17 protein-coding genes are annotated in these 17,382 nt (G+C 48.1%); 3 read left to right on the top strand and 14 right to left on the bottom strand.

Annotated elements, in window-relative coordinates; translation table 11 throughout:
* Positions 1-65: 65 nt before the first annotated feature.
* From cysB to rluC, 3 genes are all read right to left on the bottom strand, one after another.
* Positions 66-1,040: an HTH-type transcriptional regulator CysB gene (cysB, locus tag XMD564_RS02415; RefSeq protein ID WP_173507736.1), complete on the bottom strand. Its 975-nt coding sequence runs from the start codon at positions 1,038-1,040 to the stop codon at positions 66-68.
* 134 nt (positions 1,041-1,174) lie between these two features.
* Entirely contained in the window at positions 1,175-2,275 is a 1,101-nt protein-coding gene (locus tag XMD564_RS02410) for a DNA-binding protein (RefSeq protein ID WP_173484303.1), read from the bottom strand.
* A 28-nt stretch (positions 2,276-2,303) separates the two neighbouring features.
* Positions 2,304-3,230, bottom strand: a complete 927-nt coding sequence (rluC, locus tag XMD564_RS02405) for a 23S rRNA pseudouridine(955/2504/2580) synthase RluC (protein ID WP_254443911.1) — start codon at positions 3,228-3,230, stop codon at positions 2,304-2,306.
* Between the two features lie 487 nt (positions 3,231-3,717).
* Here rluC and rne point away from each other — a divergent pair, with 487 nt between their 5' ends.
* Positions 3,718-6,525: a ribonuclease E gene (gene rne, locus XMD564_RS02400; RefSeq protein ID WP_173507735.1), complete on the top strand. Its 2,808-nt coding sequence runs from the start codon at positions 3,718-3,720 to the stop codon at positions 6,523-6,525.
* 64 nt (positions 6,526-6,589) lie between these two features.
* On the opposite strand, the gene murB is transcribed toward rne, so the two are convergent.
* The 8 genes from murB to XMD564_RS02360 all read right to left on the bottom strand — a co-directional run bounded on the left by murB (position 6,590) and on the right by XMD564_RS02360 (position 13,376).
* Complete coding sequence (murB, locus tag XMD564_RS02395; RefSeq protein WP_173506834.1) at positions 6,590-7,606, bottom strand: UDP-N-acetylmuramate dehydrogenase; 1,017 nt, start codon at positions 7,604-7,606, stop codon at positions 6,590-6,592.
* Positions 7,606-8,082, bottom strand: coding sequence for a low molecular weight protein-tyrosine-phosphatase (locus tag XMD564_RS02390; RefSeq protein WP_173506835.1), 477 nt, complete (start codon positions 8,080-8,082; stop codon positions 7,606-7,608). Before XMD564_RS02390 ends, murB begins: the two co-directional genes overlap by 1 nt.
* Before the next feature lie 31 nt (positions 8,083-8,113).
* Positions 8,114-8,881 carry a 3-deoxy-manno-octulosonate cytidylyltransferase gene (gene kdsB, locus XMD564_RS02385; protein ID WP_173483214.1) on the bottom strand — a complete coding sequence of 256 codons (768 nt, stop codon included), beginning with the start codon at positions 8,879-8,881 and terminating at the stop codon, positions 8,114-8,116.
* Between the two features lie 5 nt (positions 8,882-8,886).
* Positions 8,887-9,072, bottom strand: coding sequence for a Trm112 family protein (locus XMD564_RS02380; RefSeq protein ID WP_173483215.1), 186 nt, complete (start codon positions 9,070-9,072; stop codon positions 8,887-8,889).
* A gap of 1 nt (position 9,073) precedes the next feature.
* Positions 9,074-10,063, bottom strand: coding sequence for a tetraacyldisaccharide 4'-kinase (gene lpxK / locus XMD564_RS02375; RefSeq protein WP_173507734.1), 990 nt, complete (start codon positions 10,061-10,063; stop codon positions 9,074-9,076).
* Position 10,064: 1 nt separating this feature from the next.
* Positions 10,065-10,475 carry a biopolymer transporter ExbD gene (locus tag XMD564_RS02370; RefSeq protein ID WP_173507733.1) on the bottom strand — a complete coding sequence of 137 codons (411 nt, stop codon included), beginning with the start codon at positions 10,473-10,475 and terminating at the stop codon, positions 10,065-10,067.
* 8 nt (positions 10,476-10,483) lie between these two features.
* A complete protein-coding gene (locus XMD564_RS02365; protein WP_173489098.1) occupies positions 10,484-11,104 on the bottom strand; it encodes a MotA/TolQ/ExbB proton channel family protein in 621 nt (206 codons plus the stop codon).
* 67 nt (positions 11,105-11,171) lie between these two features.
* Positions 11,172-13,376: a DNA internalization-related competence protein ComEC/Rec2 gene (locus XMD564_RS02360; protein WP_173506837.1), complete on the bottom strand. Its 2,205-nt coding sequence runs from the start codon at positions 13,374-13,376 to the stop codon at positions 11,172-11,174.
* A gap of 119 nt (positions 13,377-13,495) precedes the next feature.
* On the opposite strand from XMD564_RS02360, the gene XMD564_RS02355 reads away from it, so the two are divergent.
* A complete protein-coding gene (locus XMD564_RS02355) occupies positions 13,496-14,017 on the top strand; it encodes a DUF2062 domain-containing protein (protein WP_173483220.1) in 522 nt (173 codons plus the stop codon).
* On the opposite strand, the gene XMD564_RS02350 is transcribed toward XMD564_RS02355, so the two are convergent.
* Together XMD564_RS02350 and XMD564_RS02345 are read right to left on the bottom strand one after the other, a co-directional pair.
* Positions 14,014-14,694, bottom strand: a complete 681-nt coding sequence (locus XMD564_RS02350; protein ID WP_173507732.1) for an ABC transporter ATP-binding protein — start codon at positions 14,692-14,694, stop codon at positions 14,014-14,016. The two genes, XMD564_RS02355 and XMD564_RS02350, sit on opposite strands and share 4 nt — an antisense overlap.
* Entirely contained in the window at positions 14,687-15,934 is a 1,248-nt protein-coding gene (locus XMD564_RS02345; RefSeq protein WP_173494318.1) for a lipoprotein-releasing ABC transporter permease subunit, read from the bottom strand. Before XMD564_RS02345 ends, XMD564_RS02350 begins: the two co-directional genes overlap by 8 nt.
* 107 nt (positions 15,935-16,041) lie before the next feature.
* Between XMD564_RS02345 and XMD564_RS02340 the strand changes: the two genes are divergently transcribed.
* Complete coding sequence (locus XMD564_RS02340; RefSeq protein WP_173483130.1) at positions 16,042-16,377, top strand: hypothetical protein; 336 nt, start codon at positions 16,042-16,044, stop codon at positions 16,375-16,377.
* Positions 16,378-16,549: 172 nt separating this feature from the next.
* Here XMD564_RS02340 and XMD564_RS02335 read toward each other — a convergent pair whose 3' ends face one another.
* A complete protein-coding gene (locus XMD564_RS02335; protein ID WP_173482299.1) occupies positions 16,550-17,119 on the bottom strand; it encodes a hypothetical protein in 570 nt (189 codons plus the stop codon).
* Positions 17,120-17,382: the final 263 nt, after the last annotated feature.

The following is a 17,382-nucleotide window of genomic DNA, read 5'->3' as shown; positions in this document are numbered from 1 at the left end:
AGCGATTTAGTCGCCGCCTTTCAAACGAAAGACGACAATATTAGAGGTTCATTAGACCTATGGCCTTACATCGAAGGGATCTGTATATCCTGGAACAGCTCATCCACTTCAGCACGACCGCTACAGGCTTGAACTTTTTCAAGAACGTCGTGAGTAATGTGTGGAGCAAACTTCTGAATGAAGTCGAACATGTAACCGCGAAGGAAGGTGCCACGACGGAAACCGATTCGAGTGATAGAGGGCTCAAACAGATGAGATGCATCGATCGCTACCAGATCCTGATCTAGCTGCTGATCGACCGCCATGCTGGCAATGATACCTACACCCAACCCTAGGCGAACGTAGGTTTTGATAACGTCCGAATCCACCGCAGTGAAGACCACTTTAGGATCGAGACCTTGCTCTTTAAACGCTTCATCCAACTTGCCACGACCGGTAAAACCAAAGGTATAGGTAACAATTGGATAAGAAGCTAACTTCTCTAGAGTTAACTCGCCACCTTGCGCAAGCGGGTGATCTTTAGGTACGACCACTGAACGGTTCCAGCTGTAGCAAGGCATCATAATTAGATCTGAGTAGCTGCCCATCGCTTCCGTCGCAATCGCGAAATCGACAGTACCATCGGCGGCCATCTCAGAAATTTGAGTAGGTGTACCCTGGTGCATATGAAGCGCAACTTCAGGATACATTTTGATGAATTCATTAATCACAGGAGGCAGAGCGTAACGTGCCTGTGTGTGAGTGGTGGCTACCGATAGGCTGCCTTTACGCTCATTGCTGAACTCTTGAGCAATCTGGCGAATAGAGTCCACTTTCTGGAGAATCTCTCCTGAGATCTCAAGAATCGCTTTACCAGCAGGTGTAACGCGCGTCAGGTGCTTACCACTACGAGCGAACACTTCAACACCCAGTTCATCTTCTAGTAGACGGATCTGCTTAGAGATACCTGGTTGCGATGTGTATAGGCTTTGTGCCGTAGCAGAGACATTGAGGTCGTGTTTAGAGACTTCCCAAATGTAACGCAGCTGCTGAAGTTTCATCTATTGCTCCAATTTATAGCCAATTATTAGCCAATTATTAGCCAATCGCCCTTAGTCGGCGTTGATATCTATTAATAAGCCAAATATAACACTAGAGAATAAGCTAAAGCAAAAGGCTATATCCTTATACACGACTAAAGGCGAGCATTGAGTCGGCGAATCTGATCTTCCTGCTGAGTAATACGCTTCTCCAGTGAGTTCACTCGAGCGGTAGCGCGCGTCAGCGATTCATCTTTCTCTTTGAGCTGCTGACGAAGCACGCTTTCGCGCTTTGCAGCTTCCGTTGCTGCGACCGTCAACTTCTGATTCAGTACACGAACCTGATCATCGCGCTCTTTAATCTGAGCTTCCAAACGACGGTTGGCGTTAGTTTCACGCAGCAGCTTAGAGTTGATATTCGAGATATCACGACTGGCCGATGTCATGTTCTCTTTTAGTTCGTTCAGATCACGCTCCAGATCGCTGATGGTCTTCTCTTGCATCTCAAGACGTGCATCTTTCTTCGCTATCTGAGCCTGGTTTTCATGAACTGAACGCGTCAGCTCTGACTCTGTTCGAGTGCCCTCATCACGAAGCTTTTCAAGCGCATTACGATAGTGACGAGCTTCAACCTCAGCACGGGTAACGTTCTCCAATGCCTGCTGCTGCTCCGCTTTGATACGTGCATCAAAGGTTTTCTTGGCATCTTCGTGCATCTTACGAAGCTGGTTCAATTCGGTCTCTAGGTTAGTACGAACCTGTTCAGCCTTTTTACGTTGATTGATCTCACTGGCAATGTTGGCTTTAAGCACGCCCATTTCAGCTTCAATCGCTCGAAGAGCCTGCTCACTCTTATCCATCTGCTGAGTTTGCGCGCGGTATTTCACTTCCAAGTCACGATAGAGTGCTTCCGCGTCACGAACCATGTCGCGAGTCGCCTTGCGATCCTCTTCATCACCCGCTCGTTCACTCTGCAACTCAACTCGCAGCTCGGCCATCGCCTCTTGCAACGCAAGATCCCAGATCTGTTCAATGCCTTTACTCAGTGACTCGGGCACAGAGTTATGTAACTTTGCACTGGCATGCACCTCAGGCAGTCGGGCATAACTCAAACTCTGCGCCCACTGACTTAATGCCGCACTGGCTTCATCTCTAGAGAGACCCAGTCGTTCAGAGATCACAACCTCAGTCGGCAATTGGCCTTCGGCCAACAGCTCTTCTGCTAACTCAACTACTTTAAGATCTAACTCGCTCATCTTTACCTTTTCGTTCCACTGCAACGAACTACAAATTGTCCATCAATCTTAACAAACTATCATCTAACGGAGCACGCACTTCTAGCTCTTCGCCATCAGGCAGGATGAACCTGAGGCCGGCTGCATGAAGCATCAATCGTTTAAAACCCAGCTTTTTAAATTCAGCGTTGTTCTCATCCGAAGTGTACTTAACATCACCCACAATCGGATGACCCGTATATTGGGTGTGCACTCTAATCTGGTGAGTGCGACCCGTTTTAGGCCGAGCTTCCACTAGGGTGGCAAGATCACCAAATCGACGCAGCACTGAAAAGTTAGTAACCGACGGTTTGCCCTCAGGGGAGACGCGGACGGTTCGTTCACCTGATCGGTGCTCATCTCGCAGCAGAGGTGCATTGATCTGTTTGTGCTTAGCATCCCAACGACCAACAACCAGTGCCTGATAGATCTTATGCACTCGACGCTCCCTAAACGCATCGTGCATGTAACGTAACATCGAGCGTTTTTTAGCAATCATGATGCAACCTGAGGTGTCACGATCGATTCGGTGAATCAGCTCTAAAAAACGCGCATCTGGGCGCAATTTTCTAACCGCCTCAATCAGCCCTAATGAGACGCCGCTACCACCATGCACCGCTATACCCGAGGGTTTATTGATGATCAGCAGTGAGTCAGTCTCATAGACCACTGAACGCTCTAGCAATTCGAGCAACTGATCACTGACAGGGGCACTCTCCCCTTTTTCGGGCAGGCGAATCGGTGCGATGCGTATTTGATCCATCGCTTGAAGCTTATAGTCAGGTTTAGTGCGTTTTTTGTTAACTCGAATCTCACCCTTGCGCAACAGCCTGTAGATCAGCGTTTTTGGCGCCCCTTTAAGAAAGGTCCGCAAGAAATTATCGATACGCTGACCCGCTTGATCGGCATCGATATCAACAAACTGAACTTTATTCAAAGAGCCGGACTTAGGGGGATTTGAAGGCATGATGTGTGGGTAAAATAAATTGCTGAAAAACCAGTAAGTTGCTATATTCTACCGCTGCTGGATGAAGAAGGCTTCATTTTTATTTACACCCCACTAGAGCGAACAGTGATTCACTCACAATTTGGCGGTAGTTACCCAGCTTGAATAGCCATGTAATGGCTGAAGAAATTTATAAATAGCGACGTATTTTTCACGAGTGCTGAACAACAGCCCTCGGCTGAAGGATGGAGACGCACATCAACCAGGAACCTGCAGCCTCCCACTCCACGTTGAGTAAATTGGGCAGAGCAGCAGCCACAGCTAGAATCGATAACGATATTGGTTGATGTTTCCTTCATCGCTGAAGAGACCCTAATTATCCGGTGCAGAGCGTACTGGAGATTAGTTATTGCTTCGATAAAGCCAGGACACAGGTTTGTTGCCCGTCAAAGATGCGTTGCGTTAAGAGAACGTCAAAATGAAACGCATGTTAATCAACGCGACTCAACAAGAAGAGTTGCGTGTTGCGCTTGTCGATGGACAGCGCATGTTCGATTTGGATATTGAATCCAACTCCCGCGTGCAGAAGAAGGCAAACATCTACAAAGGCCGTATCAGCCGTGTAGAAGCCAGCCTTGAAGCTGCATTTGTCGATTACGGTGCCGAACGTCACGGTTTCCTACCCCTAAAAGAGATCGCTAAAGAGTACTTTGTCTCATCGCCTGAACGCGGCCAGCGTCCAAGCATCAAAGACCTTGTAAAAGAGGGTACCGAAGTCATCGTTCAGGTCGATAAAGAGGAGCGTGGCAATAAAGGCGCCGCTCTGACAACCTTTATCAGCCTTGCCGGTCGTTACATGGTTCTAATGCCTAACAACCCTCGTGCAGGTGGTATTTCGCGCCGCATCGAAGGTGATGAGCGCTCTGAACTGAAAGCGGCCATGAACGGCTTGGACATTCCTAAAGGCATGGGCGTCATCGTTCGTACCGCCGGTATTGGCCGTTCGACTGAAGAGCTGCAGTGGGATCTTAACTACCTAGCAACGGTTTGGACTGCGATTACTGAAGTTGATGATCGCCCTGCTCCATTCCTGATCTACCAAGAGAGCAACGTCGTTATTCGTGCTATTCGCGACTATCTACGCGATGACATCGGTGAAGTGCTAATCGACGAGCCGAAAGTATTTGAACAAGCTCAGCTTTTCGTTCGTCAGGTAATGCCAACTTACGAAAACCGTATCAAGCTTTACAAAGAGTCTGTACCACTGTTCAACCGCTTCCAGATCGAGACACAGATCGAATCAGCATTTGAACGTGAAGTAAAACTCCCTTCTGGCGGTTCGATTGTTATCGACCCAACAGAAGCTCTAGTTTCAATCGATATCAACTCCGCTCGCGCAACTAAGGGCGGCGATATTGAAGAGACCGCTCTGAACACCAACCTTGAAGCGGCTGATGAGATTGCTCGCCAGCTTCGCCTTCGCGACATGGGTGGTCTGGTAGTTATCGACTTCATCGATATGACGCCAATCAAACACCAGCGCGAAGTTGAAAAACGCCTTAACGATGCACTCAAGCTTGACCGCGCACGCGTTCAGATGGGACGCATCTCGCGCTTTGGTCTTCTAGAGATGTCACGTCAACGCCTGCGTCCATCGTTGGCAGAGAGTCGCGGTCACGTCTGCCCTCGCTGTAATGGCCAAGGCTACATTCGTGATATTGAATCACTGGCACTCTCTATTCTGCGTATTCTTGAAGAGGAAGCGTCTAAAGATCGCACCTCTCAAATTCGCGCGATTCTTCCAGTCAGCGTAGCGACCTTCCTGCTTAACGAGAAGCGTCATCAAGTGCACGCTGTTGAGCTGCGTCAAAACGTTCGTATCGTTGTGGTTCCTAATCCAAACATGGAAACACCACACTACGAAGTGGTTCGTTTGCGCGATGATCACACCATCACTACGGTGAATGATGCGAGCTACACGCTTCAACCAGAACAGCCAGTCGAAGATCCTACCGACAAACCACTTCCGGTCGTTCCGCGTGAGCAAGCTGCTGTGCAGGGGGTTCTTAACTCATCTGCGCCACCAGCACCTAAGAGCGAGAGCTCTGAACCAAAAGCAGAGCCAGCTCGCCAACAAAAACGTCAGCAGAATAGTCGTAAGCCTGTCGCTAACAAATCATTGGGCGAGCGTATTATTGCAGCGATTAAAGGTCTGTTTGGTCTATCCGATTCTGCCAAAGAGGACGATAAAAAGAGCACTCGCCGTGATGACAAGAAAGGCTCTGACCGCGATGGCAACCGTAACAACCGTCGTCGTAACAATAACCGTAACGATCGTCGCCGTGGTAACAATCGCCGTAACGATCGTCGTGAGCGTCGTGATGCAGACGAAGTCATTACGGTTGAGACGGAGAACAACCTGCCGACCATAGGTGATAACGATAAGAGTTCATCGAATGACGAGCAGCGCTCTGGCCGTTCACGTCGTCGCCGTCGCGGTGGTCGTGATCGTCGCTCTGAAAACGGCAATGAAGAGTTCAACTCTGGAAACAATAGCGAAACGGAACTACCACCTCGCAGTAAAAACCGTGGACGTCGTCGTCGCGCCAATGAGGAGCGCAGTGCTGAACGTAGCAATCCTATCCCAGAGGAGTTGCTCAATGCACCGCTAGAAGCCGTTTCAGAAGAAGTTGCTGCGGAAGCCTCAACTGAAGCTCCAAAAGCATCTGAAACAGCGACCACTACTGAAGCGCCAGCAGCTAACGAAGTGTCAGAAGCAACAGCAGAGCAAGCCGCGGCTACTGAAACAGAGAGCCAAGCTACTGAAGTGACTACCGAAGCTACTGCTGAAGAGTCTGCAGAAAATACACCGGTTGTTGAACAAGAGCCGGAAGTCGTTGCAGAAAAGTCAACTGAAAACACAGTAACTGAAGTTGAAGCTACGGCTGAAACAGTCACTGAGACACAGGTTGAGTTGGATCTGACTCCTGCTGTAGAGCCCTCAGCTAGTGAAGAGCCCTCAGCGAATGAAGAACCTTCAGCTGATGAAGAGCCTTCAGCTAATGAAGAACCTTCAGCTGATGAAGAGCCTTCAGCTAATGAAGAACCTTCAGCCAATGAAGAGCCTGCAGCAGAAGCAACTGAAGAACCTACTGCTACTGAAGAGACTGTTGAAGAAGCACCTGCTGAAGCAGAAGCGAGCGAAGAGGAAGCAAAACCTCGTCGTCGCCGTCGTGCTGCAAACGATCCTCGATTGAAGCGTCGTCAAGCAGAAGCCGCTGAATAACAGCACGCCTCCAATAAAAAAGCAGCCTATGGGCTGCTTTTTTTTGGTTTAATTTCTGATCACGCTAGGGATAGGCGATCGGCTCTTGCTCTAGGCGAACAGAGAAACGATCAAACACGCTCTGTTTAATATCATCGGCTAGCTCATCAATATCCTGACGCGAGCCACCGGCATGATTCACGATCACGAGCGCCTGATCTTTATGAACACCGACTCGTTCACGATAGAGACCTTTCCATCCGCACTGATCGATCAACCAACCCGCAGCAAGCTTGACTCCAGAAGCATCTGGATAGTTAGGAATCTCTGGATAGATTTGACGTAAACCCTCAAAGCAGTCGTTTGAGACAACAGGATTCTTAAAGAAACTACCCGCATTAGGGAGCACTTCAGGATTCGGCAGTTTAGATTGGCGCACAGCGACCACTGCGTCAAAAATCGCTTGAGCGCTCAGCTCTTTAATCCCTTGCGTATCTAACCAACCCTGAAGTGCCGCATAGGAACATTTAGCTTCAAATTGTTTTGAGAGGCTGAATCGCACTGAAGTGATAATGAAACGGCCAGGGTTTCGCTTGAACAGCGAGTCACGGTAGGCGAACTGACAGTCCGCTTTCTGCATGACGTTAAAGGAGTTGGATAGCGTATCAAACACCTCTACCTGATCGATCAGATCCGCTACTTCAACACCATAGGCTCCGATATTTTGCACAGGGGATGCACCAACCGAACCTGGTATCAGTGCGAGATTCTCTAAACCATACCAGCCATTTTCAAGACAGTGAGTCACTAGGCCGTGCCAGCTCTCTCCTGCAGCCACTTTAATCAAAACCGACTCTTCTGAGTCTGATTGGATCTCAATACCTTTCGTTGCAATATGAACAACGCAACCTGGCACTTCATCTGCCAACACCAGGTTACTGCCACCGCCTATCCAAAGAGAAGGAAGATCCTGCTGAGCAATAAAATCGAGCAGTTCAGGAAGGTCATTTAAGTCAGATAACTCAGCAAAAAATTGAGCTTTAGCCGGCATCGCCAAAGTGTTGAACGCCGTTAAATCATGCCACGAGTGTATGGTGAGCATTAGGCGAGTCTCACCTCTAACTGCTTGATTAAGCCATCGGATGCCGCTTCAATCAGATCAACCACCTCATGAAAACCTGAGTCGCCCTCACCATAATAGGGATCTGGCACTTCTGCTCCGCTTTTCCCTGAAAAATCGAGAAACAGGCTCAGGTGGCCAGAGTAGTGATTCGGCGCAATGGCCTGCAAGTTATCCAGATTGGTCTCATCCATTGCAAGGATGTAGTCAAAGCGTTCAAAGTCAGCAGCAGTCGCTTGCCGTGCACGTAAAGGCGTTAGATCGTATCCACGCTCAGCCCCCACTCTGACCGAGCGAGGATCTGGCGGGTTACCCACATGCCATGCTGCGGTTCCAGCTGAATCGACTTCAACTCGATTGGCTAACCAAGGGTGATCATCCAATTTTTTACGAAAAATAGCATCGGCTGACGGTGAGCGGCAGATATTACCTAAACAGACAAACAACACTCTTATCATTGCACACGACACTCTTATTACTGCAACCGACCTACTGGCCTTCCATTATCCGTTTAAGCCTTTCAAGGTCTTCAGGGGTATCAACACCCGCTGGAGGAGCTTCGACGGCATTGGCTACATGAATCGAAACACCATTGAATAGAGCACGCAATTGCTCAAGGGATTCAGTCTTTTCAATAGGTGCAGGTGACCATTGAACATATGCATTAAGAAAGCCTACACGGTAGGCGTAGATACCAATATGACGGCGCCAAGCAAATAGAGAAGGCAGAGTCTCAGGCAGCTCATCATTGGTCATCATATCTCGCGGCCAAGCGATCGGAGCTCGCGAAAAATAGAGCGCCATGCCGCGAATATCCGTCACAACCTTGACCACATTTGGATTCAAAAGATCGGTTTTCGTCTCGATAGGCTCGGCTAATGTTGAGATGCCTGCATCTTGATGTGCCGCAAGGTTATCGGCGACTTGATCGATCAGCTTTGCTGGAATTAGAGGCTCATCACCCTGAACATTGACGACAATTTCATGATCCGCCAAACCAATCTTATTAACGACCTCTTGGAGTCTATCAGTGCCTGAAGGATGATCCGCAGAGGTCATACAGACCTCTGCACCAAAACCTTTGGCTACCGCCTCAATTCTTGGGTCATCGGTTGCGACAATGACACGACTAGCACCACTCTCAAGTGACCGTTCATAGACGTGTTGCACCATCGTTTTACCGGCCAGCTCAACCAAAGGTTTACCTGGGAAACGGGTAGATGCATAGCGCGCCGGAATAACAACAGTGAAACTCATCAAGCTTACTCCGGAAGGCGCTCTTCACTGGTTAAAGTGCGAGCTTCGCTCTCAAGCATCACAGGAATACCATCACGGATAGGATAGGCTAAACCACTGGTGCGACAGACTAGCTCATTACTCTCCTTATCCCACTCCAATGGGGCTTTGCTGACAGGGCAAACAAGGATATCGAGTAGTTTAGGATCCATTTTATTCTCCGTTAGGGTTAACAACACGTTTCAGTAATCGGGCCAAATGCTCCGCCTCTTTGGGTGCAAATTCCGCCTCTACTGAAAGCGCCCAACAATTATCTGGGGCGATAGAGTGACATTTTACTGCATCTTTATCGGTCATCACCAATGGCAATGAGCGGTATTGATCGAGCAGCTCTTTAGTAATCGGTGCGTGATCTCTTAAAGGGATGGTTTTAAGCTCTAAGCCCAGCCCCATTAGGGTATCAAAAAACCGTGAAGGGTTACCGATACCGGCCAATGCATAGACTGTTTTGCTACCTAGCTCATCAATCTGAAGCGCTTTTTGTTCACCCGATGCTAGGTGTCTAAACGCAGTAGGACGTAGACGATAGGAGAGCGCACCCGGATAGCTAAAGGAGCCCTCACCATTCAACACAACCAGATCAACTTCATTTAAGCGCGACAGCTCTTCTCTTAAAGGCCCTTCCGGCATCAACTGTTGGTTACCTAACCCTCGCACAGAGTCGATCACCGCAATTTCGAACTGGCGTCCCATTTGATAATGCTGCAATCCATCATCACTGAAGATGATATCGACCGAGTGTTGGTCTAGTAGGTGTTGGCACGCAGAGACTCGATTCGGATCAACAACGACAGGCACTCCTGTCTTTTCAAAGATCATCTGCGGTTCATCCCCCACCACCTCAGGCGAGGTCTGGTTAGAAACCTGCATAGGATAACTTGTTGCCTGACCACCGTATCCACGACTGACCACACCAGGGTTGAACCCCAAGGATTTAGCCAGGGTCACCAAATAGATTAAGAGGGGTGTTTTACCCGTACCACCGACACTGATATTACCGACCACGACAACCGGCACATCCATTGTGACCGCCTGTTCGGTCAGAAGAGCACGGCGGCGTCTAGAGATGAAACCATATAGCAGTGATAAGGGACGCAGTAGAACTAGCCAGCCTGCTTTCTGATACCAAGCTTTCTCAATCAACTTAGTCGATCTCTCTGGTCGTAAGACTCAATTGAGAAAACCCTAAGTTTGCTGCTACATCCATGGCGGTAATGACCGCTTGATGAGGAGTCGATGCATCGGCGGAAATCTTTAGAGGGGTTGTAAGATCACCACTACTCTCTTTTAGCAGTGCCGCCCTAAGAGTTTTAGATTGCGCATTGACCAATGCTTTATCATTGATTGCATAGCTACCATCGGCCTTGATTATGATCTCAAGCATATCGACCTGAGCCACTTGCTCTGTCGTTGCTTGAGGGAGGTCCACTTTAAGCTGGGTCTCTTTAGTAAAGGTGGTCGACACCATAAAAAAGATCAGCAGCAGGAAGACCACATCAATCAACGGGGTTAGGTTGATCGATATCTCTTCCGATTGAGGTCTTGGAAAATTCACAGAGCGCCCTATTTCAGATCCACTTTGCGATCACCATGGATAATATCGACCAACTTGACCGACTCCTGCTCCATTGCCAACACCAGTGTCGATACACGACGTTGCAAGAAGCGGTGCGCTACCAACGCAGGGATGGCAACCGTCAAACCGGCTGCTGTTGTGATCAGGGCTTCGGAGATACCTCCGGCCAAAAGGTTAGCGTTGCCCGTGCCAGAAATCATGATCTGGGAGAATACTTTAATCATGCCGATCACTGTCCCTAACAGACCCAACAGAGGGGTAATGACTGCGACAGTCCCCAAAGCGTTTAAAAATCTCTCCATCTGATGGATGGCGTCACTGGCGGCATCGGTAATGGACTCTTTCATCACATCTCGACCTGAGCCTGCGTTACTCAATCCGGCGACAATCAGTGATCCTAATGCACTCGCCTCTCTTATCTCTTTAAGACGCTCGTTAGTTAGCTGCCCACCTTTATAGAGCCCCCAGACATCGGCCAGAAGACCCGGTGGCAAAATCCTATCAGCCCTCAGGGCCATTAAACGCTCAACCGTGATAGCAAGTGCAAGAATTGAACAGGCTAAAATCGGCAGCATCAACCAACCACCGGCGGAAATTAACTCTAACAACGAAAAACCTCAAAAAGACAGATTAACCAGCCAAGACGGCCGATAAAAAACCCATAGTATCGCAGCATTAATGAGTTCGCCAATAACGGGGATATAAGTTTGCAAAAGAGTCACTTAGACACTGATCTTGGGTCGCAGTTAACACTATTTCACCCTGCTCCGCTGTATCCAAAAGGGTGACACCTCGATCGGCCAAACGCTGTTTTACAGATTCATTGGGATGCCCAAAGCGATTGTGTTTACCTCGCGATGCGATCGCAGCCACCGGCAAAAGTTGATCAAGCCAGACACCTGAGGAGGAGCTATGGCTACCGTGGTGGGATAAGACCAACCAAGTCACAGGGGTTAATCTCTTTTGATTCAACAGCTCGATTTCAGCACGACTGGACATATCTCCTGCGATCAATATTGAGCAACGACCATTTTCGACGTGCAGAACACAACTTTGATCATTATCGGATTGCTGGTTCTGTAGCGCGTAGAGCTGAAAACGGACCTCTCCTTTTTTCCAGTTTTGTGATGCACAGGCAGTGCCTCCCGTTAAAGAGGGCTGGCCAGAATAGAATCGCTTAACTAAAAACTGATCTAACGTTCTATCCAAGCCTCCACTGTGATCAACGTCTGAATGACTAACAACCAGATCTAACTCTCTATAGCCCAGTGCTCTGAGAGTTGGAAACAGAGTAGCTTGGGCTGCGATCCAACCGCTTCGACTTTTAGCCGCCAAATCATAGACCGTCACTCCCTCTCGAGTCTCAATCAAGATTGATAGACCCTGCCCCACATCCAGAAGACGAACGACATACTCACTTGCATCGGGCCGATTCTGTTTGGGTATGAGCAACGGCAGTAGAAGCAGTAGACTCATCACTTTGAGGCGTCCAGGTAGAAACAGCAACACCAGAGCGGCCAAGCCCACAAAGAGCCCAAACATCGCGGGAGTTTGCCACTGAGCATGCAGACCGATCACTGAGTGAAAATAGAGTCCATGCCAAAACCCTGAAGCCCAAATTTCATAGAACGCTAAGATCGGCTCAAATACTCCAACCAGTGCTAGCGTTAGGGGTAACAGCGCAACAAAGAGTGAGACATAGGGAATCGCCCAAAGGTTGGACAGTGCACCGCCTAAATTAAACTGCCCTAATCCAAAAAGTAATATAGGCAACATTGAGAGGGTTAAAAAGAGCTGTACTGCGAAGATCTTTATCAGCCTTGAGTAGCCATTGCGCCAATTAGAGAACTGAATCAACAACCCTACCAGACTGAACGAAAGCCAAAAGCCGATCTCTAAAATCGATAGAGGCTCATAAACCAGAACCAAAAAGAGTGCGATTTTAAGCCGTTTCATGGGGTCTATTCGCCGTGCGAACAACTGTGGTAGCAACAAGCAGATCGCCATGATCCAAGCTCTCTGAAGCGGCACACCAAAGCCTCCGAACCAGAGATAAAAAGAGGCTAAACTGATCGCACATAAAACGGGAAGGGTTTGTATTATCGAGGTAGGCCTAACACCCAGGTACTGGATCGACACCACAACCAACCTACCCAATAGAAGGCCGGCTAGACACATCACCCCTAGATGTAATCCGCTAACAACCGCTAAATGGACGGTTCCACTGACCCTAAGAAGCTCCCACTGACTGTCATCTAGATCCCCCCTGTAACCCAAAACAAGGGCGGACATCAGAGCGGATGCCGACTGGCTCATATTATGATTCAGCCAATCATGTACCCGTTGCCGAATGGAACTGTGCTGCTCATGTTTTATCAGCTGTTTGACATACCCTGACCCACCAATCCCCTGCGCAAACTCTTTTCTGCGTCGATCCGGACTAAACTCATTTTGGTAGGCATTCAGTGGACCCACCTTGGCCAGCACTTTAATGCGATCGCCAGCCGCTATTCTCACCTCAGAGTCGTATAGCCCCAGTCGCACACGCTCGATTCCCATCAACTGAACAGGCGCACTCTCTATATCCAACATCAGTGATTGAAAGCCCTCAGGAGCCTGAGGCTGCAAGTTGATGACCTGTCCTTCAATCTCAAACTCATCTGGCACAACGCTTATTGGTAAGGTTTTAGAGAGCCCATCAACTGCGTGCCACTGGGCCACCATAAAACCGAATAGAGCAAACAGCAGATGAGATCTAAGTGTAGGAGAGCTCCACCAAAGGCCAAGCGTTCCTAGGGTTAAGATAATAAGAAAATAGGATCCCCAACTGACAGATGGGAGGTAGGCGTGCCCAAGCACTGCTAAAAGAAAACTGATCATCCTTGATCCAAGCCAAATTATTTATTCAATCTAGCAGAAGTTTCAGTAATAGCAGGTTGGTTTATTAATAATCGAAGGGCATAATCTGACTTCCAAATAATTTGATAGGTCTTTCAGGGATGCCACGTAAGCTTTTAAAGCGTTACATGCCGAAACAGGATGCTTTAAAAAGTCATAAGCATCTTAAATGGCTTGGTGAACATCTGCACAACCCAGACCTATTCCATTTGACTCGAAAGTCCGCCGCTAAAGCCTTCTTAGTGGGTATTTTCTGCGCTTTTCTTCCCATTCCTGGTCAGATGCTTGTGGCCGCTTTTTTGGCACTCTGGATTGGCTCAAACCTACCCATTTCGATCGGGCTAGTTTGGTTAACCAACCCTATCACCATGCCACCTATTTTTTATACGACCTATAAAATTGGGGCGTGGATTTTAGGAACGCCGCCGGTCAAAATCAGCTGGGAGTTACACACCATCCATTCAGAGCTGGCAACGATCTGGTGGCCCCTACTGACGGGCTCTCTTATCTGTGGAGTGCTATTTTCTGGGATCAGTTATCTAGCCATCAACCGCTTGTGGGTTTGGCAAGTGCGACGCCGTTGGCAGAAACGTTTACTAAAGGCTCGTGCTAGCAAAGACTAGTTCACCTCAACTAAACGCCCCTCTTTCAACTCAAGAACACGATCCATCCGTTTTGCCAACGCATGATCATGAGTGACGACAATCTGTGCCACGCCCTGCTCCTGATTGAGTTTCAGTAGATACTGCTCAACATCTTCGGCGGTATGAGGATCAAGATTACCGGTCGGTTCATCCATCAAAACACAGGCGGGCGTGTTTGCCAGAGCACGGGCAATCGCAACACGTTGACGCTCTCCCCCACTCAACTTAGCGGGTTTATGTTGTGCACGTGATGAGAGACCTACCTGATCAAGAAGATAAGCAGCACGCTGCTGAGCGGCGTCAACAGACGCACCGCCCAGGAGTTGAGGTATGGCGATATTCTCTAACGCAGAGAACTCAGGCAGCAGGTGGTGAAACTGAAACACAAAACCGAGTTGCGAGTTACGAAGTTCAGCGCGGCGATTCTCGGAAAGCTGACTGATCGATTCACCTGCGATAACCACCTCACCAGCGGTAGGTGTATCCAGCCCTGCCAATAGGTTGAGTAGCGTACTCTTACCACTACCTGAGGAACCAATGATTGCCAGACGTTCACCGGCAGCTACAGATAGATTCAGATCATTAATGATGATCAACTGACGCTCCGCTTCATCAAAAGAGCGGCATAGCTGATTTGCAACCAAGACATTACTCATAACGAAGCGCCTCCGCAGGTTCAACCTTAGCCGCTCGCCATGCAGGATAGAGCGTGGCTAGGAAGCTCATCGCGAGAGTCACGCCAATCACCAGCGAGACATCCCCTAATTGAAGCTCAGAGGGTAGATAGCTGATGAAGTAGACCTCCGAAGAGAGGAATTGAATGCCTAACACCGACTCTATCCAGGCCACCAGATCAGAGACAGTTAGCGCTAACGTAATGCCTAAAATAGCCCCCAGCAGAGTTCCTAGTAACCCTATAAGGGAACCTTGAATCATAAAGATCCTCAATATCATTCCTGGCTTCGCACCTAGAGTGCGCAATATTGCGATGTCGGAGCGCTTATCGGTGACGACCATGACCAGCGTTGAGACGATGTTAAAGCCGGCAACAAAGACGATCAGGAACAGCAGCAGTCCGATCATTCGTTTCTCTAACTGAATTGCTTGAAATAGATTGCCATGGGTTCGAGTCCAGTCAGAGGTGTAGACAGGATGGTTCAACTCTCGAGCAAGTTCATAGACTCGAGTAGGCGCACTGAACAGGTCATTGAATTTAATTCTAAGCCCTTCAACAGCATCACCCTTAATTCGTTTCAAACGGGCTGCATCCTGTAGATGAACATAGGCTAAATTGGCATCCAACTCAGCACCAACTGAGAAAATACCGGACACAGTAAAGCGTTTTAAGCGTGGAATCACACCGGCCACACTCACCGACGCTTCAGGCAGAACCAGATTGACCTTATCACCAATCGATACGCCCAAAAACTTAGCGAGAAGCTCACCTAAAACAATCTGATACTCTCCTGCTTGCAGGGAGTTTAGATCACCCAGGGTCATCTGACCGGCAGCTATCGAAACACTCTCTTCCAGCATTGGGTCGATACCTGATACCAATACAGGTTGTACACGACCGGAGGCGGTCAGCATCCCTTGAGCCTGAACAAAGGGTGCCACCCCTTCGACGTCTGACGCAGTCAGAAGCGTTTCACGAAGCGGTTGCCAATTATCTAACGGAGCGTTGTATCCATTGATAGTAGCCTGCGGAACCATACCGAGAATCCGTTCTTTCAATTCACGGTCAAAGCCGTTCATGACACTCAGTACTAGAATCAATGCAGCCACACCGAGCATCAGTCCGAGTGTCGAAACCAAACTGATAAAGGATATGAAGTGATTTGAGCGGTTTGCTCGGGTGTAGCGCCAGCCAACAAAGAGAGAAAAGGGATTGAACATCGACTGGCGATTTCCTGGATAATGAATTGAAGCATAAGTTAACAATTCTGACCGCTTGAGTGAACCTAAATCAGGGAGTATTTCGCGATTAACATTTAAAATCGCCGATGAAACCTCTATTCTCAGCACAGCGTATCTTTGGGGTTCTGAAAAACATGCTCGACAATAAAAAACTTCACCACATTGGAATAGCCGTTGGCTTGATTGGCTTGGGCTGCTGGTATCTAGTTGCAGAGCGACTCTCATTATTCAGCCTGATTACGGAACAGTTCCCAGAGTCTCACAAAGGCGCAGGTTTAATGGTCGCAATTATGGTAGTGATGACACCTGGCTTCTTCATATGGAAACACTACAACCGTTGGTTAGAGAAGGTACTAGCCATCAAGGGGAGGTACTATGAAGATAGCTACTATCAGAATGACTCAGAAACCAAACAGAAGTAATTAACCAAGCGAATTAGCTTCTCGCTATACTCTCCTTGGTAGGCTTAAACACTGACTCTGTAATAAATTTTCTCATTAAATGAGCGGCTGAAATCGGCACATAGCAGTCGTTTACAGCTGCGAATTAAATCAGAATCTAGCCAATTAAAACATTGGCAAGCCCCGAATCGCCTTAGATGCTTGAAAGTTGATCAAGTAACACCTTATATGATTCGTTTTCAGTTTTCTGAGTAGCAGTATCTTTCTGCATTACTTCTATAAATTTTAAATACGATTCATAGGTTTCAAATCTTTCGAAAAATGTCTGTATCAGTTCAAAGCAGTCATTTTCAATTTCATAAATATCGGAGAGCCATTTGAATAGTTTCGCCAGTTTCTGATCTTCTATCTCTTTGTACCGCCTGAAAATATTTTCATCTAGTCCTCGTTCCATCACGGCTTCCAGATAATCTTTTCTCAGGAGGCTATAATCATAAAACCTGATAGGCATTTCGTCGATCAACCCTCTATAAAGCCTGTCGGTCAGAAGATATTCAAAGGTTTTCCTTTTAGGATTAACCAGATACTCAACATGTGATGCTCCATAATTCTCGTATCGATCAAATACATAGCTGATCTCATCAGCAGCCGAATTGAACGCTACAGGCTTACACCACTGATCATCAGTAGAAAGATTTTCCCAGTCGGCAAAACTTATCAGCATTGATTTACCTTCTGTAATAGTAGAATTGATCTCCGACATTCTTTTCCCTCTGAGGAATACATCCGCATAGTAAAATAAAGATATTAAAGGTTTTTTCTAGTAACTGTATTATTTGCTGCGCACTTATATACGAAGTACGTCAGGTGCAACCCATTTGAATTGTCAGTGGCAGCTTTGGGGCGTGTTTGACCGCTAAGCGGGGCTACGTCTAACGGCACAAAGCTGCCGTCTCTGCTAATACCTCGAAGGGGCTCGCTTCAAGCCAAAACCTATAAATATTTCACCTGCCAGACGCTCAAGGC

Origin of the sequence: Marinobacterium sp. xm-d-564, from assembly GCF_013283345.1 — a bacterium.
GTDB lineage: Bacteria > Pseudomonadota > Gammaproteobacteria > Pseudomonadales > Balneatricaceae > Marinobacterium_E.
The sequence above is the reverse complement of the archived record's forward strand: the minus strand, read 5'-3'. Positions and strand labels throughout refer to the sequence as shown.

What these genes read in the sequence shown, in the direction of transcription:
- cysB (WP_173507736.1), bottom strand. Translation starts at nt 1,040, where the DNA reads ATGAAACTTCAGCAGCTGCGTTACATTTGGGAAGTCTCTAAACACGAC.
- XMD564_RS02410 (WP_173484303.1), bottom strand. Translation starts at nt 2,275, where the DNA reads ATGAGCGAGTTAGATCTTAAAGTAGTTGAGTTAGCAGAAGAGCTGTTG.
- rne (WP_173507735.1), top strand. Translation starts at nt 3,718, where the DNA reads ATGAAACGCATGTTAATCAACGCGACTCAACAAGAAGAGTTGCGTGTT.
- murB (WP_173506834.1), bottom strand. Translation starts at nt 7,606, where the DNA reads ATGCTCACCATACACTCGTGGCATGATTTAACGGCGTTCAACACTTTG.
- XMD564_RS02390 (WP_173506835.1), bottom strand. Translation starts at nt 8,082, where the DNA reads ATGATAAGAGTGTTGTTTGTCTGTTTAGGTAATATCTGCCGCTCACCG.
- kdsB (WP_173483214.1), bottom strand. Translation starts at nt 8,881, where the DNA reads ATGAGTTTCACTGTTGTTATTCCGGCGCGCTATGCATCTACCCGTTTC.
- XMD564_RS02380 (WP_173483215.1), bottom strand. Translation starts at nt 9,072, where the DNA reads ATGGATCCTAAACTACTCGATATCCTTGTTTGCCCTGTCAGCAAAGCC.
- XMD564_RS02360 (WP_173506837.1), bottom strand. Translation starts at nt 13,376, where the DNA reads ATGATCAGTTTTCTTTTAGCAGTGCTTGGGCACGCCTACCTCCCATCT.
- XMD564_RS02355 (WP_173483220.1), top strand. Translation starts at nt 13,496, where the DNA reads ATGCCACGTAAGCTTTTAAAGCGTTACATGCCGAAACAGGATGCTTTA.
- XMD564_RS02350 (WP_173507732.1), bottom strand. Translation starts at nt 14,694, where the DNA reads ATGAGTAATGTCTTGGTTGCAAATCAGCTATGCCGCTCTTTTGATGAA.
- XMD564_RS02345 (WP_173494318.1), bottom strand. Translation starts at nt 15,934, where the DNA reads ATGTTCAATCCCTTTTCTCTCTTTGTTGGCTGGCGCTACACCCGAGCA.
- XMD564_RS02340 (WP_173483130.1), top strand. Translation starts at nt 16,042, where the DNA reads ATGAAACCTCTATTCTCAGCACAGCGTATCTTTGGGGTTCTGAAAAAC.
- XMD564_RS02335 (WP_173482299.1), bottom strand. Translation starts at nt 17,119, where the DNA reads ATGTCGGAGATCAATTCTACTATTACAGAAGGTAAATCAATGCTGATA.